Origin of the sequence: Aquidulcibacter sp. (genome assembly GCF_049239865.1) — a bacterium.
Lineage (GTDB): Bacteria > Pseudomonadota > Alphaproteobacteria > Caulobacterales > Aquidulcibacteraceae > Aquidulcibacter.
Map to the genome: position 1 here is coordinate 1 of NZ_JBMLTR010000033.1, position 21192 is coordinate 21192.

The window sequence follows — 21192 nt, forward strand, 5'->3', positions numbered from 1 at the left end:
GCACTATCTCCTGTCGCTTTGTCACCTTCTGCTTGGGTATCTTCACCACCACCTGTTTAGGCAAACTTGCCCCTAGTGGATAGGAGACCGCAGCCTCACTCCAAGGCTCTGGCCGCTGAATTTTGTCGGTCGGCGTATAAGAAGCCATGCGAACCATGGAGGGATCCGCCGGATGCAAGCGAACCGGAAGACGCCCAGTTTCAGCGATCAAGACCTCACCAGGCCGAACATGCCTTACCCCTTCGCTCGAGATTGCGCGATTATCGACCACTTCAATGAAACTCATGTAGTCGGGCTCAGTCATGATGACTGTGTCGAAGACCGAGCACATGGGTTCTTGGAGACCAAGCTTGAAGGAAGCTCTTATTTCTCTGGTTGATCTTGCATGTACGAGGAATGAGACCCCGCTGCGCTTGAGGTCGGCGTGTACCGCCTTGATCATCCGAGAAAGCTCATCTGGCATGTCAGGCTCAAGGGCGACCAGTACGGGACGATTGCCAGAAGTGAGCGCCTCGCGGAACAAGACGCGGAGTTGCGTGATCGCATGCATCAGCGGCAAACTCACTGGATCAAAGTCATCACGCGCGTTCTTAGCTCTGATCTCGATGGAGAGAACGCGAGGGCCATACTCACAGATGTTGGCCAAGGTCGGCAGAGGTGCCCAGCCCAGATAATAACTCCAGCCCTTCTGGGTCGCCCACAAGCGTTCAGGTATTATGGCCAGATCTTCCGCCACCTGCTCCTGCGTTTGTGCCCAGTAGTTGAGAAGGCCAAACACCTGATCATAGGCCTCTGGCTTCAAGATCTCTGTCGCCTCAAGCCAACCGTGCAAACGCGCGTAGAGCTGATCGGGACTAGGAAGTTTTTCCATCACCCCGGCAAAGGTTCGATCAGCAGGCCGAAGCGTCTCAAGGCCGTGAACCAAAAGGGCCGTCGCCAAGACACGTTGACGCTCATTGAAGCCACAAGGCGATAGCATCACCCACACATCTCCCCATGCAAGGACCCCGGTCCGGACTTGACGCAAGGGATCGAGCGGGAAGTTGGCGATAGCCCCTTCAGCTACACGCAAAATCTCCCGGTCATCGATCAGCTCGCCAAAGAGCCGCTCCTTACCAAAGCGCAGGATCGCACCATCAAAGCTTTTAAGCGCTGCTTGGAACGCTCCAGTGGCCTGAGGGCCGGAGCCAAGGATCAGTATGTCCGTAGACGGACGAAGCCTGACAAGGTCTGGCATCTTCTGCCAAGGCAAGCCCTTCGCATGGCCCACAATGACCCCTGATGACTTAGCCTGATCGAGCAAATGTCCGCCATACGCAAAGCGGTCACCCTTGGCAGGCCGCTTGGGCGGAAGCCCCGCATAGAGGAGGGCCAGCCCTATGCCCGGCAGCGTCAGGATCACGCCACATAGGCGCATCAACCAGAGCCAACCTCCGGTACGGCCATCCGGTGTAAAGACATAGGCGATGCCCGCCCAAGGTGCCCGAAACTCTATGCCTAGAAGGTTCAGCCACACCAGCCCTAATTCCTCATGCGGAACTCTTCCCGGCCAAGCTGCAAAAAGTGTGAGGAACTCAAGCCAGACGAGCATCACAGCGCCCGATTTGAGCAACCAGACAAGTTTTTTACCCCACCCCGAGTTGTCGCCATGTAGAAATTGCAGCCAGAAACTTCTAAACATAGATTGTATCGTAGTATAGTACTTTATCATAGCTTGTATCCATTTGAAGTTACAACCAATATAAGCACGAATATTTGAATACAGCAAGATAAAGAGCAAGTTTTCACTTGCTCAAGGGCCTGTATGTGCTATGTTTTATGGAAGTTGTTGGTGGCAAGTCACAACTTCCTTGTGTGTCACATGGCGTGACAACGCATGGTCATTCAGGAGCCCAAGCATGGCAGAGCGCGGATCTGAGGAGTTGAACATCCGCCTTGCTGTTGGGCGTCGCGGCGATGCGAGATCTGGGGCCTTGGGTGCCCGCTTGAGTAAGGCGATAGGTGGCGCGCGACTTGGGGCGGGTGTTTCGCTTCGGGGTGGCGCTCGGGTTGGTGGAGGGTTTAGCTCGGACAGACGCCAACGCGTTGTGATCAAGGTATCCTTCTCTGCCCATCGCGCGGGTAGCGCGAAGCTTGCCGCCCATGCAGCTTATCTTGGTCGGGATGGAGCAGCGCGAGATGATGAGCAGGGTCAGTTCTATGATGCTTATCGGGATAAGGTTGAAGGCCTCTCACGCGAGCTCGATGACTGGACCCAGGAAGACCCGCGTCACTTCCGGATTATGATCGCCCCAGAGAGTGCTTCGCGCATGGAAGATCTTCAGGAATATGTTCGCGATGTGATGGGGCAGATGGAAAGCGACCTTGGTGTTGGGACAGAATGGGTCGCCATCAACCATTGGAATACGGATAATCCCCATGCCCATGTCATCTTGCGAGGCAGGACACGCGAGGGTCATGAGTTACGTATTCCCCGCGATTATCTCTCTCACGGGCTTCGCCATCAGGCACGGGAACGCGCTACAGCAGAACTAGGAGAGCGCTCGATCTTCGATGAGCGTATGGCCCTAGATCGCGACATCCATGCCAAGGGCTTCAGTCGGCTGGATAAGGCCCTTGCAGCAGAGCTTGATGGACGAGGAGAAGTTCGGCTCCAAGACCTAGGTGGTCGAGACCCCGATCAAGCCATCTGGGGCAATGCGCTGCGCGCACGTGCGCGCGAGTTGGAAACACGCGGTGTTGCCACAGAAGTCCGCCGAAATGTGATGGCGTTCAAAGAAGGCTGGACAGAGACGCTAGCCGAGAGGTCACGCGTCGATATCACCAAGACGCGTAGTACGACCAAGCTCCATGAGCGAGGTGAGGAACTGGTTGGTGAGGTTGTAGGCCTCGAACGTCGCGCCACTGGCAACAGCGTCCTGATCCTTGATACCGGCAACAAGACCAAAACCATGGTCAACACCAGGTCGCCTCTGGTCGATCATCTTCAAAAGGGATCATGGGCTCATGTGGATGAGACTGGCCATCTCTCGCGCCTCTCCTATCACTCGCTCGAAGAGCAATTAGGGGCGACGGCCTTTACCGCCCTTGATCGGGAGCTGGACCGGATCGGTCATGGCGAGGAGCGCTTCTTTACAGGAGATGCCCGCATCGATCAGGCCCTCGCATCACGGGCTCAAGATCACATTCGGGCAGGGCTTGGGGCTTGCGATCAAGACGGGGTCTTCTCGTTCCATGACGGGGCAAAGGACGCGCTTCAAGGGGCAGAGATTAATGCCCTCAGCGATACCCTCGTCGAGCAAGGGCGCGGCACCCTCACCGCCCCCGGTCACACCGTTTATGACGGCTGGCGGGTTGGCTCGTTTGAAGAGCTGCACGCTGGCCGTGTTGCGCTCCTCGAACGGGCCTCGGGCATGGGTAATCACGTGGTCATGGTCCCAACACCCATCGATAGCGCAATCAATATCGGCGATAACGTCAGCCTTAGCAGCCTTGGGCGCGGTGGCGCTGTCCAGGCGGTGCAGGACCTTAGCCTTGGGTATGGATTGGGGCGGTAGAGGGTCTGCTTTGCGCCAAGGGTTGTCGTTTGGCCTGGGGTTTTCGGTTGCTTGGAAGCGGACGTTTGAAAGCCAGCTCGTAGGGTGCGGTCCGACAGGACTGCACCACCTCTTTCGTTGCGGTATTGGCTATGGTTTTTTACTTGGACAGCCTTTGCCGCAGGCCCTGCCTAGGCAAAGGCTTAAGTCGAGTTTGAGCGCGCAAGATGGGGTGTCGGCGAAGTCGATAAGCCCCTTGACCTCACAGCTTGCGCAGGAAGATTTGTCGGGCAGCTTCAAGGCAAGCGAATTGCGGCGTGAACCCGTTATAAGTGCTTTGGCTAACTTCCGACTTAAATGATCTCAGGAGTTGCTTGACGATGGTGCATTCCTTTGTTGGAATGCGTCCTACCGCGCGAAGCGCATTTCTGGAATTAAGTTTGCGGGCTTTTTGCTACGAACGGAGCCATATAATTAACGCAGCGATAAAATCAGTAAATTGTCTGGAAACCTACCATTACAGCTCTTTGGAAGCTGTAATGGTAGGCATTATAGGAAGCTTTGTAGCTTTTTTTGTGTACTATGGCATAACAAAACAATACGGAAAGGATAAACTTGTCTTTTCCGTATTTGCCTGCCTCGGAGGATTATTCGTTCTTAGTACAGCTACTCAAATTGTTGGTGCAATCAATGCCCAAAATAATCCGAACACTTTTACAACAGTTGTGGGTCCACTATCGCTATCAGACCGCACTGTAGAAGGCTCGACTAGTATCAAAATTGCAGAAAAATCTTTCTTTGCAGATGGACTGCAACTTACAGTTAATGAGTCGAAAAGGGCGTACTTTAGAGTGCAGGAGCAAATGTTACAGGCACTAAATCGACCGGGCGAAATGGCAGCAGTGACATACTCTGACCATTTTAAATCCCTTGACGGACGGCCTTTCGTTATGCGGCTTTATAGATGCTACTAGTGACGTGCTCTCACTTTTCCGACCAATGGAAGTTAGACGTCGCCGTTGAGATGAACGTCCGCTTTCGCCGCCCGCGCCCACAAAGCAGACCAACCGCTTTCGGCCAAGAGTGGTAATTCGTTCGAGGCACAAGAACCAACCAGTCATACATCTGGAACCGCATGCGCGAGCAGTTTTTCGCCGGCTGGTGAGGTAGAAAGGGGTCAAATGCTGTTGCCAAACCCAAGCAGAGCTTATTCTGCAAACCAAATGTCGATCATGTCTCCGACTTTGCCTTTATGTCCTCGAGAACGCGACTTACGTTGGACCAGATTGCTAAGCGCGCAATGGGCTCCCAGTAGGGGATCGGATCAATTCCTAGCACATGTTCTGAAGTTATCTGTAGCCGCGTCCGATCCTTTGTAAGGGGGACCAGATCAAAACGGGTCTCACCGGTTACAAAATAGCCTTCTACATGCGGGGCATGGACCCGCCGATAAGGGCTCATTTCTTCCATGGCAGCAGGCTGATGCTGGACCTTGAAGGCTAGCAGTTTATTGGGAACCCACATGGTGACGACTTCTGTCGCTTGGCCAGTGGAAAAGGAGCCTACGCGCTTTGCACCGACGCCTTCACCCTGAAGTTTCGAGCTGATTGGATAGGCGAGGCCCGCAACGGCAGGTAACCCCGGCGAAATTCTAATTGGCTCATCGCTGACTAAGGCAGCCCAGACCTTTTCCGCCGGCGCACTAATTTCGACATCATAGCGCGTATGAATCGGCGCTTCAGGTGGAATAGCTCCCTCCAGCATGAAGATTATTGGCAGCACGGCAACACTCATGAGTGGGGTGCCACGCGTATGGCGAGCCTTGGCAATAGCCCGACCCAAACTAGCGCCGATCATCACTAAGGGCAGGGCCAAGGGGGCTGCGAGTAAAATGCAAACGATTCCTTCCAGTGCCATAACAATAAGGGCGAGGCTTCCGAGCCCGCCAGCCAATAGGGACAGGCTTAGCGTTGTAGGCAGCCCAAGGTCGGACTCTGAGTTTAACAAGTAGCCAGTGACCGCGCCCACCAGAAAAGGCGTCATCACGAAAAGGCCCCAACCGTAGGCACCAAATGTGACAGCAGAGATGAGGACTGCAAGGACAATGATTGCAGTGCCAGCTATCACCCCCACGACAATGCTCTTTGCCACGTGATTGGAAGTGCCACTATCATCCTTGGCTTCTTTCCTAGCCGGGAGAAGGGCATGGATGACGATCGCGCCAAGCTGGATCACAGGAACCACGCTCAACACCGCAAGCGTGAAGCCACGCTTTGTTCGGCGGGCGAGGCTGAATGCGAGCAAAGCAAGTATATAGGCGACCCCGAGAAAATAGGCGAAAAACAAGGCCCCCCACAGAGGTGGAAGGCCTATGATTTCAAGCGCGCTTCGCAATGGGGTTAGCCAAAACTCTGAGTCAAGCGATGACTCAGGTGCAAAAGTTTGCATTGCCTTCCAAACGACAAGATTTTGGCTAGCAATGAGTGCGAGCGAAAGCACCAGATAGCGCACTCGCCGGGCAAGTTCAGTGAAAAAGGTGCTCATAATGTCAGACTCCCGAGCTCTCGCTGCTCCGAAATCAAACCCGAGTGAATGGGACTAATGGCCCGCGCGCGGTCCAAATGCTCGGGTAGGATGATATCCCATGCTAGGCCCAGGCGTTCGAGGAGCGAGATAAATCTAAAGCCCCAATCGGACTGCCTGGGATAGAGCCCCATTCGTGCCGAACCCGGATAAGCATGATGATTATTGTGCCAAGCCTCGCCCATAGTAGGGATTGCAGCCCATGGCACGTCGTGGGCTTGAACACCGGCGTCTACAACTTGCCAACTCTGCGGCCCGCGCGTGTGTGCCAAATGGCCAACAAACCAATGACCCGTGACAGATGCGCTCACCCGCATACAAACGCCCCAAACCACCCAACTCCACCCACCGAGGCCAAATAGCACAGCCGCAATGGGGAGCTGCTGCAACATCCATGTTCGTTCTAGGAATTGGTAGAACGGATCGCGCCCGATCCGCCCAAGATCAAAGCGAGGCGGATTATCCAGCGCAAGGCGACAATGAACCTGCCAATAATAGTCCCGCAGCATCCCACCCCGGTGCGCCAGATAGTCGTGGCAATCCGGGTTCCTTTGCGCCCAATCTCGTAAATCATGCGTCCTGATCATCCAGAACGGTCCACTCATACCGACACAGGTGCCTACCCAAACAAGGAACCGCTCTAACCAAAGTGGGCAGGCAAAGCTGCGATGGATAAGTCGGCGGTGAAAACCAACGCTATGCCCGAGGAGCAGAGATGCACCTGTCAGAAGGAGGAAGACCAAGACCGCGTCCCAGGTCATCAAGACTGGGCCGAGTATGATCGAAGCGGCAAGCATTCCACCATTCCAAAGCGAGTGCACGGGGTCCCAATGCACCGAGCCGCGCGTAGGATCGCAGCCAGGTGTCTCCTCAAGGCTGTTTACACGACAGCGGTCTTCCCCTTGTTGGCTGGCCTCCATTGCCCCCTCCCAATTTGCAAAGTAATTAACTCATAGCTTAATCACACAAAAGGGCTTGTCAAGTGATTAGCTTATTCCTTAATTATAGCCATGCAGAAAATTTTCGAAGCACTCGCCTCTACCCCCCGACGGAAGATCCTTGCTTATTTGTCTGAGGCAGAGCTCAGTGCGGGTGAGATTGCTGCACGCTTTGAGATGTCTAAGCCTGCAGTCTCGCAGCATCTTTCGATCCTCGAGAACGCTGGTTTAATCGCCGGTGAAAAGCGTGGCCAATATGTTTATTACCGCCTAATTGGCGAGAATCTGGCCAACACCCTGAATTCCTACGTGCAAGAAGTTTGTCCTATTTCACGCCCTCTAAAGCGTGAAAGCGCCGAACTGTCTGCCTTGAATTCGCGCCTGAACGATTAATGAGGGTCAGGGAAGCAACCATCACGAAGTAGGTGCGGTTTGCAATAGACCCGGAGCTTCCGGGATTTGTTGGAAAAATCTGTTCGCCATTAAAAGGCAGCTTTCACCGCCCACGCCCCCCAAAGCAGACCATCCGCTTTCGGCCAAGTTCAACCAAAATGCGGACAGTCTCAAATGCGCCAAACCTCGTCATTTAGGCCAATCTTCGAGCGCCTCCAAAGCGGACATTCAAAAACTTGCCCGCTGCCCAGCCATCGACCTAACCCCCAACTGCAAATCAACGGCAGCCGCAGCAACATTTCGCTTGCGTAATGAAGCAACACAGATTGCTTTATTTTAGTTAATTCTACCTGTGAGTTTTGTGATGAATTTTATGGTTCGCAGCTTAGCCGTGCTGATGTGGCTGATCGCTTTTGCTTTCGTCTCAACACCAGCAGCGGCACAAGAGCCGGAGTTACGAGCTTACCCGGAAGTTCAAGTCGGCCTTTGGAAGACCATTGCCACCGATAGTAATGGGGGCATAACATTTGTGTTTGCGGGCAGCGCAGAGGAAGCCTGTCAGATCCAGCATCAAAGCTTCAACCCTCTCGCAACGTACCTGGGCGCCATCGATGGCGACGATAAGATACGCGGGTGTCACTGGATTCGTTATCTTGATGGTGGCCCACCGGGGAGCAACACGACCCTAGGCGCTGCCGTCTATTTGGTATGTCCAAACGACGAGTATGAAGTCCGCGATAGTCTATGTGTGCTTAAGAGGTTGAAGCGGCCATTTGTTTGCAACAATGGATGCGGTGCAAAGGCACAAGCATCTGGGCCAGACATCAATATCGCAAATCCAATCAATATTACCAGCGGCCTGAAGGTGATGTCCGAGACGGACTATGAAACTTCTGACGGGCTACTCAGTGTCGACCGCCAATATGCGAGCCGTTTAGGTGTTGGTTGGCAAACTTTGTTGCCCGGCTGGCTTGAGATGTTTGGTTGGTCAAATGGAGAGGTCAATTTCCACTCTCAAGGTGGTGGCATAGACCAGTTTGTCACAACCAATCACGGCAACCAAAATGAGTGGAACTTTACGCTCCCCAATGAAATTGGCATCATAAATTCGCCAACGCGACGCCGCTTGTCGATGGTTGCCACACCGAGTGTCACCCGCCGCGATTTTCAGAACGCAACCAATGTCTCGCCAACTGGTCCTGCCGAAATGCGGCTGGATATGGCCAATGGCGAGTACATTCTGTTCAGGCGCGCCAACAGTCCGCAACCACTTTCTGGTGGACGCAGGCTAGTCCCTGTCGAGCATGGTAAGCCCGGCGGCTATAAGATTTTCTATGACTATAACGATGATGGTTTTAATCCGTATCGGGTCCGCGACAGCCTTAATCGCGAATTGCTGCTGACCTGGATCGATGCCCCGAGCAGGATGCCGGGACCTGGCTATGTTGGCACAAAGGTTATCAGCCAGATCCAGCTGCCCGATGGCACAAAGCTCGATTATACGTATGATGAGACACGATCGACTTTTATCATACCGTTGCCGGGTTGGGCGGTCGTAGCCGGGTTGCCTTATCGGGGCCCCTCCGTTGGCGCGATCACAGTTATCATTGAAGGACGGAAGGATCGCCTCCGCAATGTTACACGACGCAGCGCAACCGGAGCCACTTTGTGGCAACGCAATTATGATTATGACTATAATTATAACCCAAGCGCTCTGACGCGTGTGCGCGATCAGAGTGGTGCCACGCTTTCTGAATATAGCTATGTCGCAGGCGAGCTTCTTGCTTCATCCAAGCGCGCGGGCGACGTCAATGCCCATAATTTTGAGCACTATGAAGTCTTTTTCAATAACAATCTGACGGATCACTTGGCTCGCCGCGTGATCGGACCGTTGGGCCAGAAGGAAGACTTCTGGATGATCAAAAAGTGGGGGGCACCAACAGCTGAGGCGGCGTCAATCACGGACATCAAGCGCTGGTCAACTGCAACGACCGAAGCCTCTACTCAGCGATTTGAGTATCAAACAACCTGGCTCTTTGGTCAAAAGCATCTCATGACCAAGTCGGTCGATGAATTGGGCCGTGAGACCAATTATCAGCTCGACTATAATCAGGGCCGCCCGACTGGGGTCACCGAGGCAACCGGCACAACTGTTGCGCGCCAATCCAATATCGAGTGGCATGCGAAATGGGATTTGCCGACGCGAATTACCCGAGACGGGGTGCGGGTAGACATTACTTATACAGATGATGCGATGGTCGCGTCTCAAACCGTCACCGACCTTACCACCCATACAGCCCCCTATGCGACTGCGGGCCAAGCAAGGACGACCACATATACATGGGGTGCCAATGCGCGGCTCTTGTCGATCAATGGGCCCTTGCCGGTTAATGCGCAAGGCAAGGACGATATCACAAGCTTCGCCTATGATGGGGCAGGCAATGTGATCTCGATGACAAATCCGCTGGCCCATATCACGACCTTTGCGGGCTATGATGCAAATGGCCGTCCGGCCAGCATGACGGAACCCAACGGCGTCGTCACCCAATTTACCTATGACGCACTAGGGCGGGCCACAGCAGTGCGGGTCAAGCATCCCACGACCGCGACGCTCGATGCGCTGACAAGCTTTACCTATGACGCCGAAGGCCGGGTCAAGACGATTACCGCCCCGGCCAGCACTGCCATAACCATGAATTATGATCTGGCGGGCCTCTTAAAGTCTGTCGTCGCCAGTAATGGCGAGCGCATTGATTATGGTCACGATGCCATGGGCAATGTTACATCCCAGACAGTCAAGCGCACCAATGGCACAGCGGCGAGCACCATCACCCAGACCTTTGATGCCATGGGCAGGCTTTTGACCGAAACCTTGGGGCCGGGCCGCAAATGGGCATACGCCTATGACAAGGCGAGCAACCTAACGAAGGTCACCACCCCTAAAAACCAATCAACGGCGATGAGCTTTGATGCGCTCGACCGTTTGATTGCCGACACCCGCCCCGATGGCGGTGCACCGATCCTTGCCTATGACCTCCGCGACGGGGTGACCAGCTACGGCGATCCGATTGGCGTCCAAACAACCTTTGTTCGCAGCGGTTTTGGTGAAGTCATCCAGGAAGTCAGCCCGGAGCGCGGCACCAGCACCTATTATTACGACACCGCAGGCAGAAGAACGGCAGGCATTGATGGGCGCGGCCAGCGAACTGACTATAGCTATGACCTTGCCGGGCGTCTTCTGAGCGCCACACCAACAGCGGCAGAGGCCATCACCTATGAGTGGGATGTGGCAGCCCTAACCGGCAGCTTTGCCAAGGGCCGCCTAGCCCGCATCGTCAATGGCACCACCACAATTGAATTTGCCTATGACCATCGCGGCAATGTCACGGCCAAGCGCCAGCGCATTGGCACGGGCGCGTGGATGCAATTGTCCTTTACTTATGATCTGGCAGACAGGCGCACGAGCATCACCTATCCCTCAGGCCGGATTGTGGACTACACCTATAACACCTTGGGCCGGGTGACGCAGGTCCGCACCAAGGCCAGTGCTGCAACCACCACTTGGACTAATCTTGCCACCGGCATGACGTACGAGGCGTTCGGGTCAATCACGCGGGCTGATTATGGCAATGGCCTGAGGATGATCCAGTCATGGGGCAATGATGGCCGCTTGGCCAATCGCCGGCTAGAGCGGAGTGTGAACTCAGTCCGCTTATCATCACTGACCTATAGCTATGATGCCAACGACAATATCACCGCCATCACCGATACACTCGATGCCACCAAGACGCGTGCCTATAGCTATGATGTGATTGACCGTCTGACCCGCACTACGGGCACATTGACGGGCACGGCTGCTGGCACTTATGGGCGGGAAGACTTTACCTATGACAAGAATGGCAATCGCCTGAAGGTCGAGCGCAGGGCTACTGCCACAGCGCTAACCCCGGTTGAGACTGACACCTACACCATCGCCACCGGCACCAACCGCCTGCGCAGCATCGCGAACACGGGCGGCACGCGCCTCTTTAGCCATGATGGGCGGGGCAATCAGATCACCGAGCAGTTTCCGGGCGGGGTCACGGTCACCGTTGCTTACGATGGCCATGCCCGTCTGACGCGCTACCGCAATGGCGGGGCAAGCCAGACCATGCTCTATAATGGCATGGATGAGCGGATACAGGTGGTCACCACCCCGGCCATCGGGGCCGCAGATACCCGCGTCTATCTCTATGACCTCGATCACCGCATCGTGGGTGAATATGGGGCAACGGGTACCGCTGACATCAAGGCTGAGTATATCTGGCTGATGCCGGAAGTGGGGGCAACAGGGCCAAATGGCGGGGATGATGGTTTGGGTGGTTATATGCCGCTGGCCACGGCCGTCGGCCAAACTGGCACGCTCAACTGGCTACACACCCACCATCACGGCGCGCCTATCCTCACCACCAATGCTACTGGCACCGTGGTCCCATATCCGGCCCACGCGGTGCTGGGCTTCCCCGGCCAATTTGCCAACTCCCAGCAGCTTGCGGGCGCACAGCACTATTACAACCGCTACCGCGATTATGACGTCAACACCGGGCGCTACATCCAAGCCGACCCGATTGGGCTCGCGGGGGATGATAATCCTTATGCTTATGCGGGTGGGAATCCGCTAAGGTATATGGATCCAAAGGGTTTGGCAGGCGAGCGGGGAGCCTCCGGCGGAGCGAGCGGTCAGAATACTAACAACCCATATAAACATTGCCGTGACCATCCCACTGATCCAACAAAAATCAGATGTCGTCATCACCAAACTGGGAAATGGATCGATAAGCCGAAACCAGCTGACTGGCAGAAAAGTAAGATGAATTGTCCCGAGGAGAATGACTTGAAGCGCAACATCGCGATTGCGATTGCTGGGACTGGCGCGGCATATGTCACGTGGCGTGTAGTTAGGATGGTACCTTCCCTTGCCCCGCCACTCTGGGGTACAATCCCGGTAAATTTAGCTGTTCCATGAGAATTTGGATGTTACGTCATGAGCGATGATTTTTCTAAAGCGTGTGACCTTGATGATCGGGGAAACCACGAAGATGCATTCGCTATATTTGAAACCTTGGCAGCCAATGGTGATGTGTCGTCAATGACCAGACTTGCCTTGATGTATGGCGAAGGTATTGGTGTTGAAAAAGACATTGCCAAGTCAATCTATTGGGACAAGAAAGCCATTGATCAGGGCGACGTTGTTGGGATGATCAACTTGGGGATCACCTACCGCTCGATTGGCGATACTGGATCAGCCAAGGCATTGTTCGAAAGAGCACTCCAATCAGGAGATCCCGAAGGCGGCATTGAACTATTGAAAACTACTTTGGCTCAATCGTCTTTGGCTGCGGACGTAGCAGATATTATGCGGCAGATAGACAGAAATATTGGTCACGCGACACCGGATTCTGTCCAAGAATTGGCAGTCATCCGAAAATGGTTTGGTATTAAATCTGTTGGCGCATAAATCGGGTGACATTGGGACCAAATAAATGGGTATTCAGCCAATATGATCCACACCGTCATCCTGCTGCTTCCCGAAATCAAGCAAGCTTATCCATTGAGCCCAGTGGCGTTCACTCAGGCGCAAGGCTCGAAGAAGAAGATTGCAACCAGCTACAGGCATGCATTTATCGTTGAGAAAAATGGGTAGTTCCGTCGATTCGAGGAAGTACAAATTCTCGCACCAATTGGCAGTTCCTTTGCCCATAGATTGTGGAGTTATCTTAATGGCTCGTGGCGGATTCGCGCAGAGCTATCCAATCCTCTAGACTTCTCACTTAATGAATCAAAGCAATTGCTTTTGGATTGTATGGACACGCCCATGTCAGCTGACAATTTCGACTTCGAGAGTTTAGACGCGCATCAAAATTTCATTCAATCCATTCGAGATGCGACAAGCCGCGAAACTCTGTTGAAAAATTTGGTTCTTTCGACGCCCGAAAACTCACTGGATTTGCTTTAGTTTAAGACCTCAATTGCAATGCTGCTGGCACCGTGGTGCTCTATCCCGCCCACGCTGTCTTCGGGTTCCCCGGCCAGTTCGCCAACTCCCAACAACTTGCGGGCGCACAGCATTACTACAACCGCTACCGCGATTATGACGTCAACACCGGGCGCTACATCCAAGCCGACCCGATTGGGCTGGCGGGCGATGATAATCCTTATGCTTATGCGGGGGGGAATCCGTTGCGGTATGTGGATCCGACGGGGGAGTACGCGCAATTCGTAATCGGTGCAGGCATTGGTCTTGCAACCGAATATTTTACCAATCCTTGTGCCACAGCCAAAGACCTTGTCCTTGCGGCTGCATGGGGCGGGATTGGGGGCGGCCTTGGTAAATTAGCGCTCTTGCGCCACGGCCCTAGAGCGCTGACCCGCGAAATTGGTCGTGAATGGTCTCACGCCATACCGAAAGCATCTGTAAAGAAAGCCGGGGCTATATTCGACCCATGGACAAAAGGCGGGTTTAGTAAGTTCATGAATCGGCGGGGCGGTTTTAACGGAAGCTGGGCAACACCTGAGCGGCACTTCAAGCATGATCCAAGTCGCTGGCCCATAGGTTGGCAAGCTATGGGAGAACGATTGCCAAAAGCGTTTCAAGTCCTTGACCGCATCCCAGATTGGATGAAAGCGTCCACTGCTTCAGGGCTTGCAGGTAGTCGATTTAGTGGGAGCCCCGGTTGTGGCTGTCAATAAATCAATTTTGTTAGCTAAGCGCATCTTGTCGCTTCCCAACGACTTTCTTTGCATACTTGGAGGCGAAGGCACTTGGCATTTGTGTCATCCAACTGAGGCAGTGATTGAATACTTTCTTGGTACTCGAAGGCCGTCGGACGCAGCAAAGATTCGAGACCAACTCGCTCAACCATTTCTCCAGCGCACTTACAATCAAGGACGCATAAACCCTCTCTATCATTATATGCTAGACCCTGACAGTTTGCTTGAAGGCGAGGAATATCGGGATAGTCTTTTTCAAGTTGAAATGCAGGTAGATGGTAAAAAGCAGCGCTCGCATGTCACCTTTTTTCAGGGTCGACTTTTTTCCGTTGAATTGCCCAAGCCACTCAAATTTTATAAAGACAAGAGCATTGTTTTTTGCGACGTCAAGCCTGGGAAAACCTCCCAATCGATCACGCGAGCAATTGATAGGCTCGAACACGGTCGTGATAATGACGACTAACTCAAGGGCTATCGGCTTTTTAAGCCTATGACCATGGAGACCCACTGGCCACCGCCGTTGGCCAAGCTGGCATGCTCAACTGGCGACACACCCACCATCACGGCGCGCCAATCCTTACCACCAATGCTGCAGGAACCGTCGTGCGATAACTTGTTCCACCGAACGTCTGCTTACCGACCCCACGCCCTCCAAAGCAGACCATCTCCTTTCGGCCAACATCAGTCATTTAAGCGCGTTCTTTGGAGCGACTTTGGCTCGCCGCCCGCCGCTCACAATAGCTGGCCTAAAACTTGCTCCGTTCCCAATCCGAACGCGGAGATGTCTAATGGGAAGACGGCTCAGAGCAGATGTGGATCAGCGCCAGCTTGGTTTGTTTGGCGAGAGTTTGGCGCTCGGCCAGAAGCCAAAGGCGGTGAAAGCGTTGCCCGTTGCGGCTGCCCATCTTTCCAAATCTGATGACTCATCGAAGCATCCTCCCGCGCCGGTCAAAGTAGAACCGCCGCCGCGCAAGAGCCTCGGGACCCTTCCCCCTGAAGTCGTGCGGCCAGTCGAAGCCGCGTCGCTATTGTCGGTCTCACTCAGCCTTTTGAAAAAATGGCGTATGCGCGGAGATGGGCCACGATTTGTGCGATTAGGCGGCAGAGCCATTGGCTATAGAAGGACCGATCTGTCTGACTGGATTGCTGAAAGAATAAGTTAGGTAGCTCGATTGATTAAGACAGTGCCGTTTCAAGCGGGAATAGACGGGTTACGATTCCGGATTAGACGCACTTTCATTCCGTATTGGACGGTAGTATAGACTTGTCCCTACAAGAATCAGCGCACTCTAGCGACCGCTCTGGACATCAAGCTCATGACAAGCCAACTTCTCTCTCGCCACGCTGCCAACCTAGTGGACCTCGCGCTTTCTGATACACGTGTTGTCGCACTCGTGGGGCCACGACAATCGGGCAAAACAACACTAGCTAAGGCGATAGCCAAACGCGAAGGTCTGGAGTTTCTGACCCTCGACGATAACCAAACCCGCGCATTTGCGAACTCAGACCCAACCGGCTTTATCCGTCGGCTAGATCGGGCCGTAATCGACGAAATTCAACGAGCTCCCGATTTAGTTTTGGCAATCAAACAAACGGTTGATGAAGATCAGCGGTTCGGCAGGTTTCTGATCACGGGATCGGCCGATCTATTTGGCTCAAGCGTTACGCCTGACTCGTTGGCTGGCCGAGTCGAGACCATTGAACTGTTGCCGTTGTCGCAGAGCGAGCTTGCTCAATCAGGACCATCTCAGTTTCTGGATAATGCCTTTGAAGGACTCATCACGCGTCAAACTCCAAAGCTTGCCACTAACAATCTAGCCGAGATTGTCCTTGCCGGAGGTTATCCAGAGGCGATTGCTCGCGCCAATGCCAAGCGTCGTTCAGACTGGCTCTTGTCGTATGCTCAATCACTTGCTTTGCGTGATGTGGGCGAGTTGGCGCTTATCACGAAGCCCGATCAGATGTTGGCACTGGTCAACAATCTGGCTGTGCGAGCAAGCCAATTGCTAAACCTTTCAGCATTGGGGAGTACTATTGGGGTAGACGCAAAATCTATCGAAAGATGGCTTGGCCTATTGGAGCGCCTTTTCCTGATAACTCGAGTTCCAGCATGGCATTCTAATGCCCTGAAGCGGCTTGTGCGCGCGCCCAAGGTACAATTCTTCGATTCTGGTTTGGTTGCAGCGTTGCAAAATATTGATCATGCGAAACTTGAACGCGACAGACAGCTCTTTGGCCCATTGTTGGAGACCTTCGTCTTTGGTGAATTGCGCAAAGCTTCGAGCTTAACTGCCCGCCACACCTCTATCAGTCATTATCGGGACAAGGACCAAGTGGAAGTGGACTTTGTACTAGAGCGGTCTCCAGGCCATCTGATTGGGATTGAAGTCAAAGCGAGCGCAACAATCAGACCTGCAGACATCAGAGGTCTGACAAAACTACGCGATACAGCTCAAAACCAATTTAAGCTTGGCATTGTTCTTCATGACGGTGATTGCGTCCAAGAAGTAAGCGAACGTATTTTCACAGCACCCGTCAGCATTTTATGGTCCTAGCCAAGCTTTTTTGCAGTCAGACCGTCGAAATTTTACTTCTGACGCCTCTAATCTAGCCCGTTGCACCCCCAATTTCCCCTCTGAGGCGTATTGTGGCGATGGGGCATGGAGGGTCACAATTGGCTACGCCGGTGCGTGCTGGAACCCTTCGAAACAGATCGATCCATCTGTGGATATCAGGTGGATAAGTCCCGTTTTTTGGGCTTCCCGATTTTGGTGAACATGCTGGATTAGTGTGGTTTTTCTGAGTTCTCTTGGTCTTGCGAGATCGCAGTTCCGCGATGCTTGTCGAGCCTGATAGAGGATGAAACTCATGAATACCGACACACTACTTACCGTCGAAGATGCCGCCGCCCATTTAAAGATTTCCAAGCACACTTTGAACCGCTGGCGCGTAACTGGTGAAGGCCCTCCCTTTATCAAATATGGCCCCCGGTTGATCCGTTATCTCGTTACCGCGCTTGATGTGTGGGCGCAGGAGCGCATGTTTGCCAACACCAGCCAATACGGACGTTAGGCTCTTGCATTGCCGATCTTCGCCAAATGCCACAGCGTTTGGGCGCGTCAAGGTAACCTTCTTAAAGGGGGCTTCGCCCACCTTGACCCGCCCATCACGCTCCGGCGCAGCATTAGGTGTCGGGACGCGGGGCGCATCCCGTCATCACTCCCTCGACCTCACCTCTGGCAGGTCGAACACGGGGCTCGCGGCGACGGATTACTGCAACTATCGGCATTATCGGCAAAATGTGAGATTTGCCGATAATGACTGCTATAGCTACATTTCCGATTGCTCTGCAGACGCTCTACACTGGAAAGGTCCCGGTGTAATCAGAGCGGTAAAGCACATAGCCCAATCAGAGATCCTGAACCAAGCCGTCGCCCAAGGCCGCCGACAAGACGAATTGTTGGAGGTGTGGGAGGAGCCTTTGGGCCGTGGCGAAGGTTGGCCAACACCGTTCATCAAACGGTACGCGCGATTGAGCGACCAAGCCGGCGCGCGGCTACCACTTTAGTCGTAAAGCCAGCCTCTGTTGCCACAATTATGCAAAGAATGGAGGTTTGTCGCAATTGGCGAGTTTGCAAGCTGCTACTGGAGCATGCTGGCCCAGATTGCGTTTAGTTGGCCCGCAAACTCAAAAAAGCTCATGCAGGGACCGACGCACTGTTTTTCGGCCGGGTTTGGCCGAAAGCAGATTGTCCGCTTTAGATTCGCATTTTAAAGAAAGCAGACGAAACTACCGGCCGCCAAAAACGACTGCTCACCCCGCCGCCGCCCGCGCCCTAGCCGCAAGGAGTGGATCAAGCAGCCAGCTCATGAAGGTGCGTTTGTCGGTAATGACATCAGCCCTCAGCGTCATGCCGGGTTGCAGGGGGCGGTCTTTGCCGTATGCTTGGATGCCGGGGCCAGTCAGCGCCACGCGGATGCGGTAGACGGGTTCCTTGAACTCGATCGGGGCCGCGATCTCGCCGGGGCGCAGCGCTGAGCGGGCAATTTCGCGGACTTCGCCTTGAATGGCCCCGAATTGTTGAAACGGGAAGGCATCGACCATAAGGCGCACGCGTTGGCCTTCTGTGATAAAGCCTGCCGCACGTGTCGGCACCAAGATTTGTGCTTCCATCGGGCTGCCTTTGGGGGCGAGATTGATCAGGGGCACATTGGGGTTGGCCGCTTCACCGGGGCGAATGTTGAGGCTGGCGACCCGGCCAGCAATAGGGGCACGCACGACATAGCCGTCCTGCACCGAAAGCTCGGTCAGCCCGGTTTCCAATTGCGTCTTAGCGCTGCGTAATTGGCTGGCTTCTGAGGCGCGAGCAGGAACTAGTGCTTGGCGTTGGCGCATCAGGTCTTTGGTTTCGCCTGAACGTGAGGCCGACAGGGTGGCGCGCTGGCGACTGATGTCGGCCATCTCGGCCTGATGGCTGGCACGAAGGGACTGGCGCTGGCGGTCATAATCCTTGGCCTCGTCAAGGCGGGATTGGATCTGCCGATTAAGCTCACCCACTTGGGAGCGGGCAGCAATTGTGCTCTGCGCACGCCGATCTGCTTCGGTGCTGGCTATAAAGCCTTTTGCCACCAAGGTGCGGGCTTGGGCTTCGGCGCGTTCAGAAATGGCCAATTGGCCTTGGGCGAGGTCGCGGCTGGCCTCAAGGCGGCTGGCGTCGGCACGCGCTGCAATCGCGCGGTCAGCTAAGCGGGCATCATCCTGGGTAAAGCGATTGGCGCTGCCGCGTGCAGCCTCCATCAGGCGTGCATCTTCTGCCCCAAAACGATCAAGCGTGGCGCTAGCCCGTTCGGCTAGCCTGCGGCTTTCTTCGGCAAAGCGCTGAGCGCTGGCGGCGGCTTGCAGCTCAATCTCGGTTAGGCGCGCCCGGGTCTGCGCCCTCTGCAGCGGCACCACCGCGCCATCGGCCCCGGACACGTCCAAAGCAAGCCGCATCAAGGGTTGGCCCTCAGCCACCATATCGCCTTGTCGCACCAAGACGGCATCGGCTACCCCGCCTCGCGGCGCATAAACGGCCGACAAGCCCGCCTCTGGCGCAATCCACCCCGCCACGGTCTCTTTGCGCGCATACTGGCCTAGGGTTAGATAGGCTGTACCAATCGCCACGCTAACGACCGCCACGGCGGTGAACGCCGCCAACCGCGCGGGCTGATGCAGCGTCACATTGCCGTAAACACGGCGACGCTGCGCTTCAATGACGGCGAGGCGGAACAGGGTCATGGAGTGAAAATATCGCCATTCGACATCAATTGTACTAATTTCAGCTCTGTACTGGAAGTTGCCAGATTTAAGTTACTCTCTGCTTTTGTTTCTTGACAATTTACGGAGTGATCGGGGTGCCGAATCCGCACAGCAAACTGAGCAATCGGCTGAAGTACTTCGCAGTCCGGAGGTAGTTCGTGCCCCGCCCCTGCTACCTTTAAAATCGAGGCCTGAGGAAAGAGCTTCTGGTAACCCTCTCGCTCAAAATCAGAGATTGGGTCCAAGGCTCCAAAGAGTATTAGAACTGGGAAGTGCTCGGCTTTACTTTTCGAAGGAACGAGGATCGGCGTAGTCGCATGTGATTGCGCCAGATCTTTGTTGGAGACAATATCAACACCATTCGAATCCAATAGTTCTGCTACGATCTTATTGTTAGGCTTAGGCCATGAAAGGATACTCCTAAGTAGTCGATACCGAATTATTGCTTCTGCCACTATTGCCTTTGAAATAATTTTATATTGAAACTTGGTTCTGAGCTCAAAGCACTTTTGGACGGCCTCGTGCATCAAAGCATTGGTCGTTTGTGCGCAAGTCCTGCTGCGGTCTTCTAGCGGCATAGGCCCCGGGGAAATAAGTATCAATCCAAGTACTTTCTCAGGCTGCTTTACTGCAATCCGTGCCGCAACAATGGCACCCCAACTGCCTCCAATAACAAGTGATCTTCCGCGTCCTTTCGCAGTGAGTAGCTCACTGTAAAGATCAACGATATTAGATACAGTCGAGTCTTCTCTGCTTAACGAACTTGAGGTCCCTGTCCCCGGCGCGTTCACGAAACCGATGTTGTGACTTCGAAAGACAAATCGATGCAACTGATACTCTCTAAGGCTTATTGGCGCACCGGGCCCTCCTGCCAGGTAAATGCCACTTAAATTGTCACAACCAATTTCAGGATTGGTCACGAAGTACTGGAGTTTGACACCCAACTTGGTAACAAAAAAACACTCGGGGAGGTTTTGAGTTTCTAGAAGACTAGTGGCCTGTAAATTTCTAATTCTACTATACTCGTGGTCAGTAACGATCGTTAGCCCTGCAAGTAGGGCTACCAAAGAAACCAGAGAGCCAGAGAGCTTGGTAAATAGGCCGAGCTTACTCATATCGTCGCCAATCGGGAATAAAAAAGGTGGGATATCTTTATCAGAAAATCCCACCTAAAACAGAATTATTTACCCCAACTAAAAGTAACCTCTCCAGTACCGCTTTCACAGGCTAGAAGTGGGTTCCCATCCTTGTTCCTGATAACTTGCCCATTTTTGTCAAGGCAAACACCATTTTTGGTGCCATCTGATTTGCTTGAAGTCCAAGAAAAGGAAACGCCACCACTGAGGAAATCACCAACACCTCCGATAAAGTCACCCAGTGAATCCCAAATACTCTTCTTCTTTCCACCGCCGCCACCGTGTTGGTCAAATCCTTCTGATCCACCCCAACCCGGTGGGTCACCCCATGATTCACCAGGTGTATGATGCAACCAGCCACCACTCACAAATCCCACTTCATCCATCGTCAATGCACGCATATTTCAATCTCCCTGTCCATTCTGAAATCGGGCCTAAATACCTCACTGCATTTGGCTTCCCTAGCGGACGCCGTCAAAGTTGATTTAGCGGGGGGGGGTATGTCAAGTGGCGAAATAGCGGTTTTATAATCAATCTGTGGATAAATATTTAGGGTA

General features: G+C 53.9%; 16 protein-coding genes. 10 read left to right on the top strand and 6 right to left on the bottom strand.

Going from position 1 to position 21192, the window contains the following annotated elements; translation table 11 throughout:
• On the bottom strand, window positions 1-1591 hold a 1591-nt coding region (locus ACOVRA_RS02980), incomplete at its 3' end, for a hypothetical protein (RefSeq protein WP_421718986.1).
• Window positions 1592-1898: 307 nt separating this feature from the next.
• On the opposite strand from ACOVRA_RS02980, the gene ACOVRA_RS02985 reads away from it, so the two are divergent.
• Both ACOVRA_RS02985 and ACOVRA_RS02990 read left to right on the top strand, forming a co-directional pair.
• A complete protein-coding gene (locus ACOVRA_RS02985; protein WP_421718987.1) occupies window positions 1899-3557 on the top strand; it encodes a hypothetical protein in 1659 nt (552 codons plus the stop codon).
• A gap of 359 nt (window positions 3558-3916) precedes the next feature.
• Entirely contained in the window at window positions 3917-4510 is a 594-nt protein-coding gene (locus ACOVRA_RS02990; protein ID WP_421718988.1) for a hypothetical protein, read from the top strand.
• Between the two features lie 256 nt (window positions 4511-4766).
• Here ACOVRA_RS02990 and ACOVRA_RS02995 read toward each other — a convergent pair whose 3' ends face one another.
• The gene (locus ACOVRA_RS02995; protein ID WP_421718989.1) at window positions 4767-5882 is read right to left on the bottom strand and encodes a hypothetical protein; all 1116 of its coding nucleotides are present in this window, start codon (window positions 5880-5882) and stop codon (window positions 4767-4769) included.
• A gap of 194 nt (window positions 5883-6076) precedes the next feature.
• Entirely contained in the window at window positions 6077-6916 is an 840-nt protein-coding gene (locus ACOVRA_RS03000) for an acyl-CoA desaturase (protein ID WP_421718990.1), read from the bottom strand.
• A gap of 213 nt (window positions 6917-7129) precedes the next feature.
• Here ACOVRA_RS03000 and ACOVRA_RS03005 point away from each other — a divergent pair, with 213 nt between their 5' ends.
• The 8 genes from ACOVRA_RS03005 to ACOVRA_RS03040 all read left to right on the top strand — a co-directional run bounded on the left by ACOVRA_RS03005 (window position 7130) and on the right by ACOVRA_RS03040 (window position 17272).
• Window positions 7130-7450: a metalloregulator ArsR/SmtB family transcription factor gene (locus ACOVRA_RS03005; protein ID WP_421718991.1), complete on the top strand. Its 321-nt coding sequence runs from the start codon at window positions 7130-7132 to the stop codon at window positions 7448-7450.
• Between the two features lie 364 nt (window positions 7451-7814).
• The gene (locus tag ACOVRA_RS03010; RefSeq protein ID WP_421718992.1) at window positions 7815-12455 is read left to right on the top strand and encodes an RHS repeat-associated core domain-containing protein; all 4641 of its coding nucleotides are present in this window, start codon (window positions 7815-7817) and stop codon (window positions 12453-12455) included.
• An 18-nt stretch (window positions 12456-12473) separates the two neighbouring features.
• Window positions 12474-12947 (top strand): hypothetical protein, encoded by a 474-nt coding sequence (locus tag ACOVRA_RS03015; RefSeq protein WP_421718993.1) that lies wholly within the window; start codon window positions 12474-12476, stop codon window positions 12945-12947.
• Between the two features lie 530 nt (window positions 12948-13477).
• Window positions 13478-14179, top strand: coding sequence for an RHS repeat-associated core domain-containing protein (locus tag ACOVRA_RS03020; protein WP_421718994.1), 702 nt, complete (start codon window positions 13478-13480; stop codon window positions 14177-14179).
• On the top strand, window positions 14166-14663 hold the full coding sequence (locus ACOVRA_RS03025; protein ID WP_421718995.1) for a hypothetical protein: 498 nt from the start codon (window positions 14166-14168) through the stop codon (window positions 14661-14663). Before ACOVRA_RS03020 ends, ACOVRA_RS03025 begins: the two co-directional genes overlap by 14 nt.
• Before the next feature lie 325 nt (window positions 14664-14988).
• Window positions 14989-15363: a helix-turn-helix transcriptional regulator gene (locus ACOVRA_RS03030; protein ID WP_421718996.1), complete on the top strand. Its 375-nt coding sequence runs from the start codon at window positions 14989-14991 to the stop codon at window positions 15361-15363.
• A gap of 153 nt (window positions 15364-15516) precedes the next feature.
• Window positions 15517-16755 carry an ATP-binding protein gene (locus ACOVRA_RS03035; RefSeq protein ID WP_421718997.1) on the top strand — a complete coding sequence of 413 codons (1239 nt, stop codon included), beginning with the start codon at window positions 15517-15519 and terminating at the stop codon, window positions 16753-16755.
• A gap of 313 nt (window positions 16756-17068) precedes the next feature.
• Entirely contained in the window at window positions 17069-17272 is a 204-nt protein-coding gene (locus ACOVRA_RS03040) for a helix-turn-helix transcriptional regulator (protein ID WP_198534156.1), read from the top strand.
• A 742-nt stretch (window positions 17273-18014) separates the two neighbouring features.
• On the opposite strand, the gene ACOVRA_RS03045 is transcribed toward ACOVRA_RS03040, so the two are convergent.
• The 3 genes from ACOVRA_RS03045 to ACOVRA_RS03055 are packed head-to-tail and all read right to left on the bottom strand — an operon-like array spanning window position 18015 to window position 21036.
• Window positions 18015-19478 (bottom strand): HlyD family efflux transporter periplasmic adaptor subunit, encoded by a 1464-nt coding sequence (locus tag ACOVRA_RS03045; protein ID WP_421718998.1) that lies wholly within the window; start codon window positions 19476-19478, stop codon window positions 18015-18017.
• Entirely contained in the window at window positions 19475-20668 is a 1194-nt protein-coding gene (locus tag ACOVRA_RS03050; RefSeq protein WP_421718999.1) for an alpha/beta fold hydrolase, read from the bottom strand. Before ACOVRA_RS03050 ends, ACOVRA_RS03045 begins: the two co-directional genes overlap by 4 nt.
• A gap of 11 nt (window positions 20669-20679) precedes the next feature.
• The gene (locus ACOVRA_RS03055; RefSeq protein ID WP_421719000.1) at window positions 20680-21036 is read right to left on the bottom strand and encodes a hypothetical protein; all 357 of its coding nucleotides are present in this window, start codon (window positions 21034-21036) and stop codon (window positions 20680-20682) included.
• Window positions 21037-21192 lie beyond the last annotated feature (156 nt).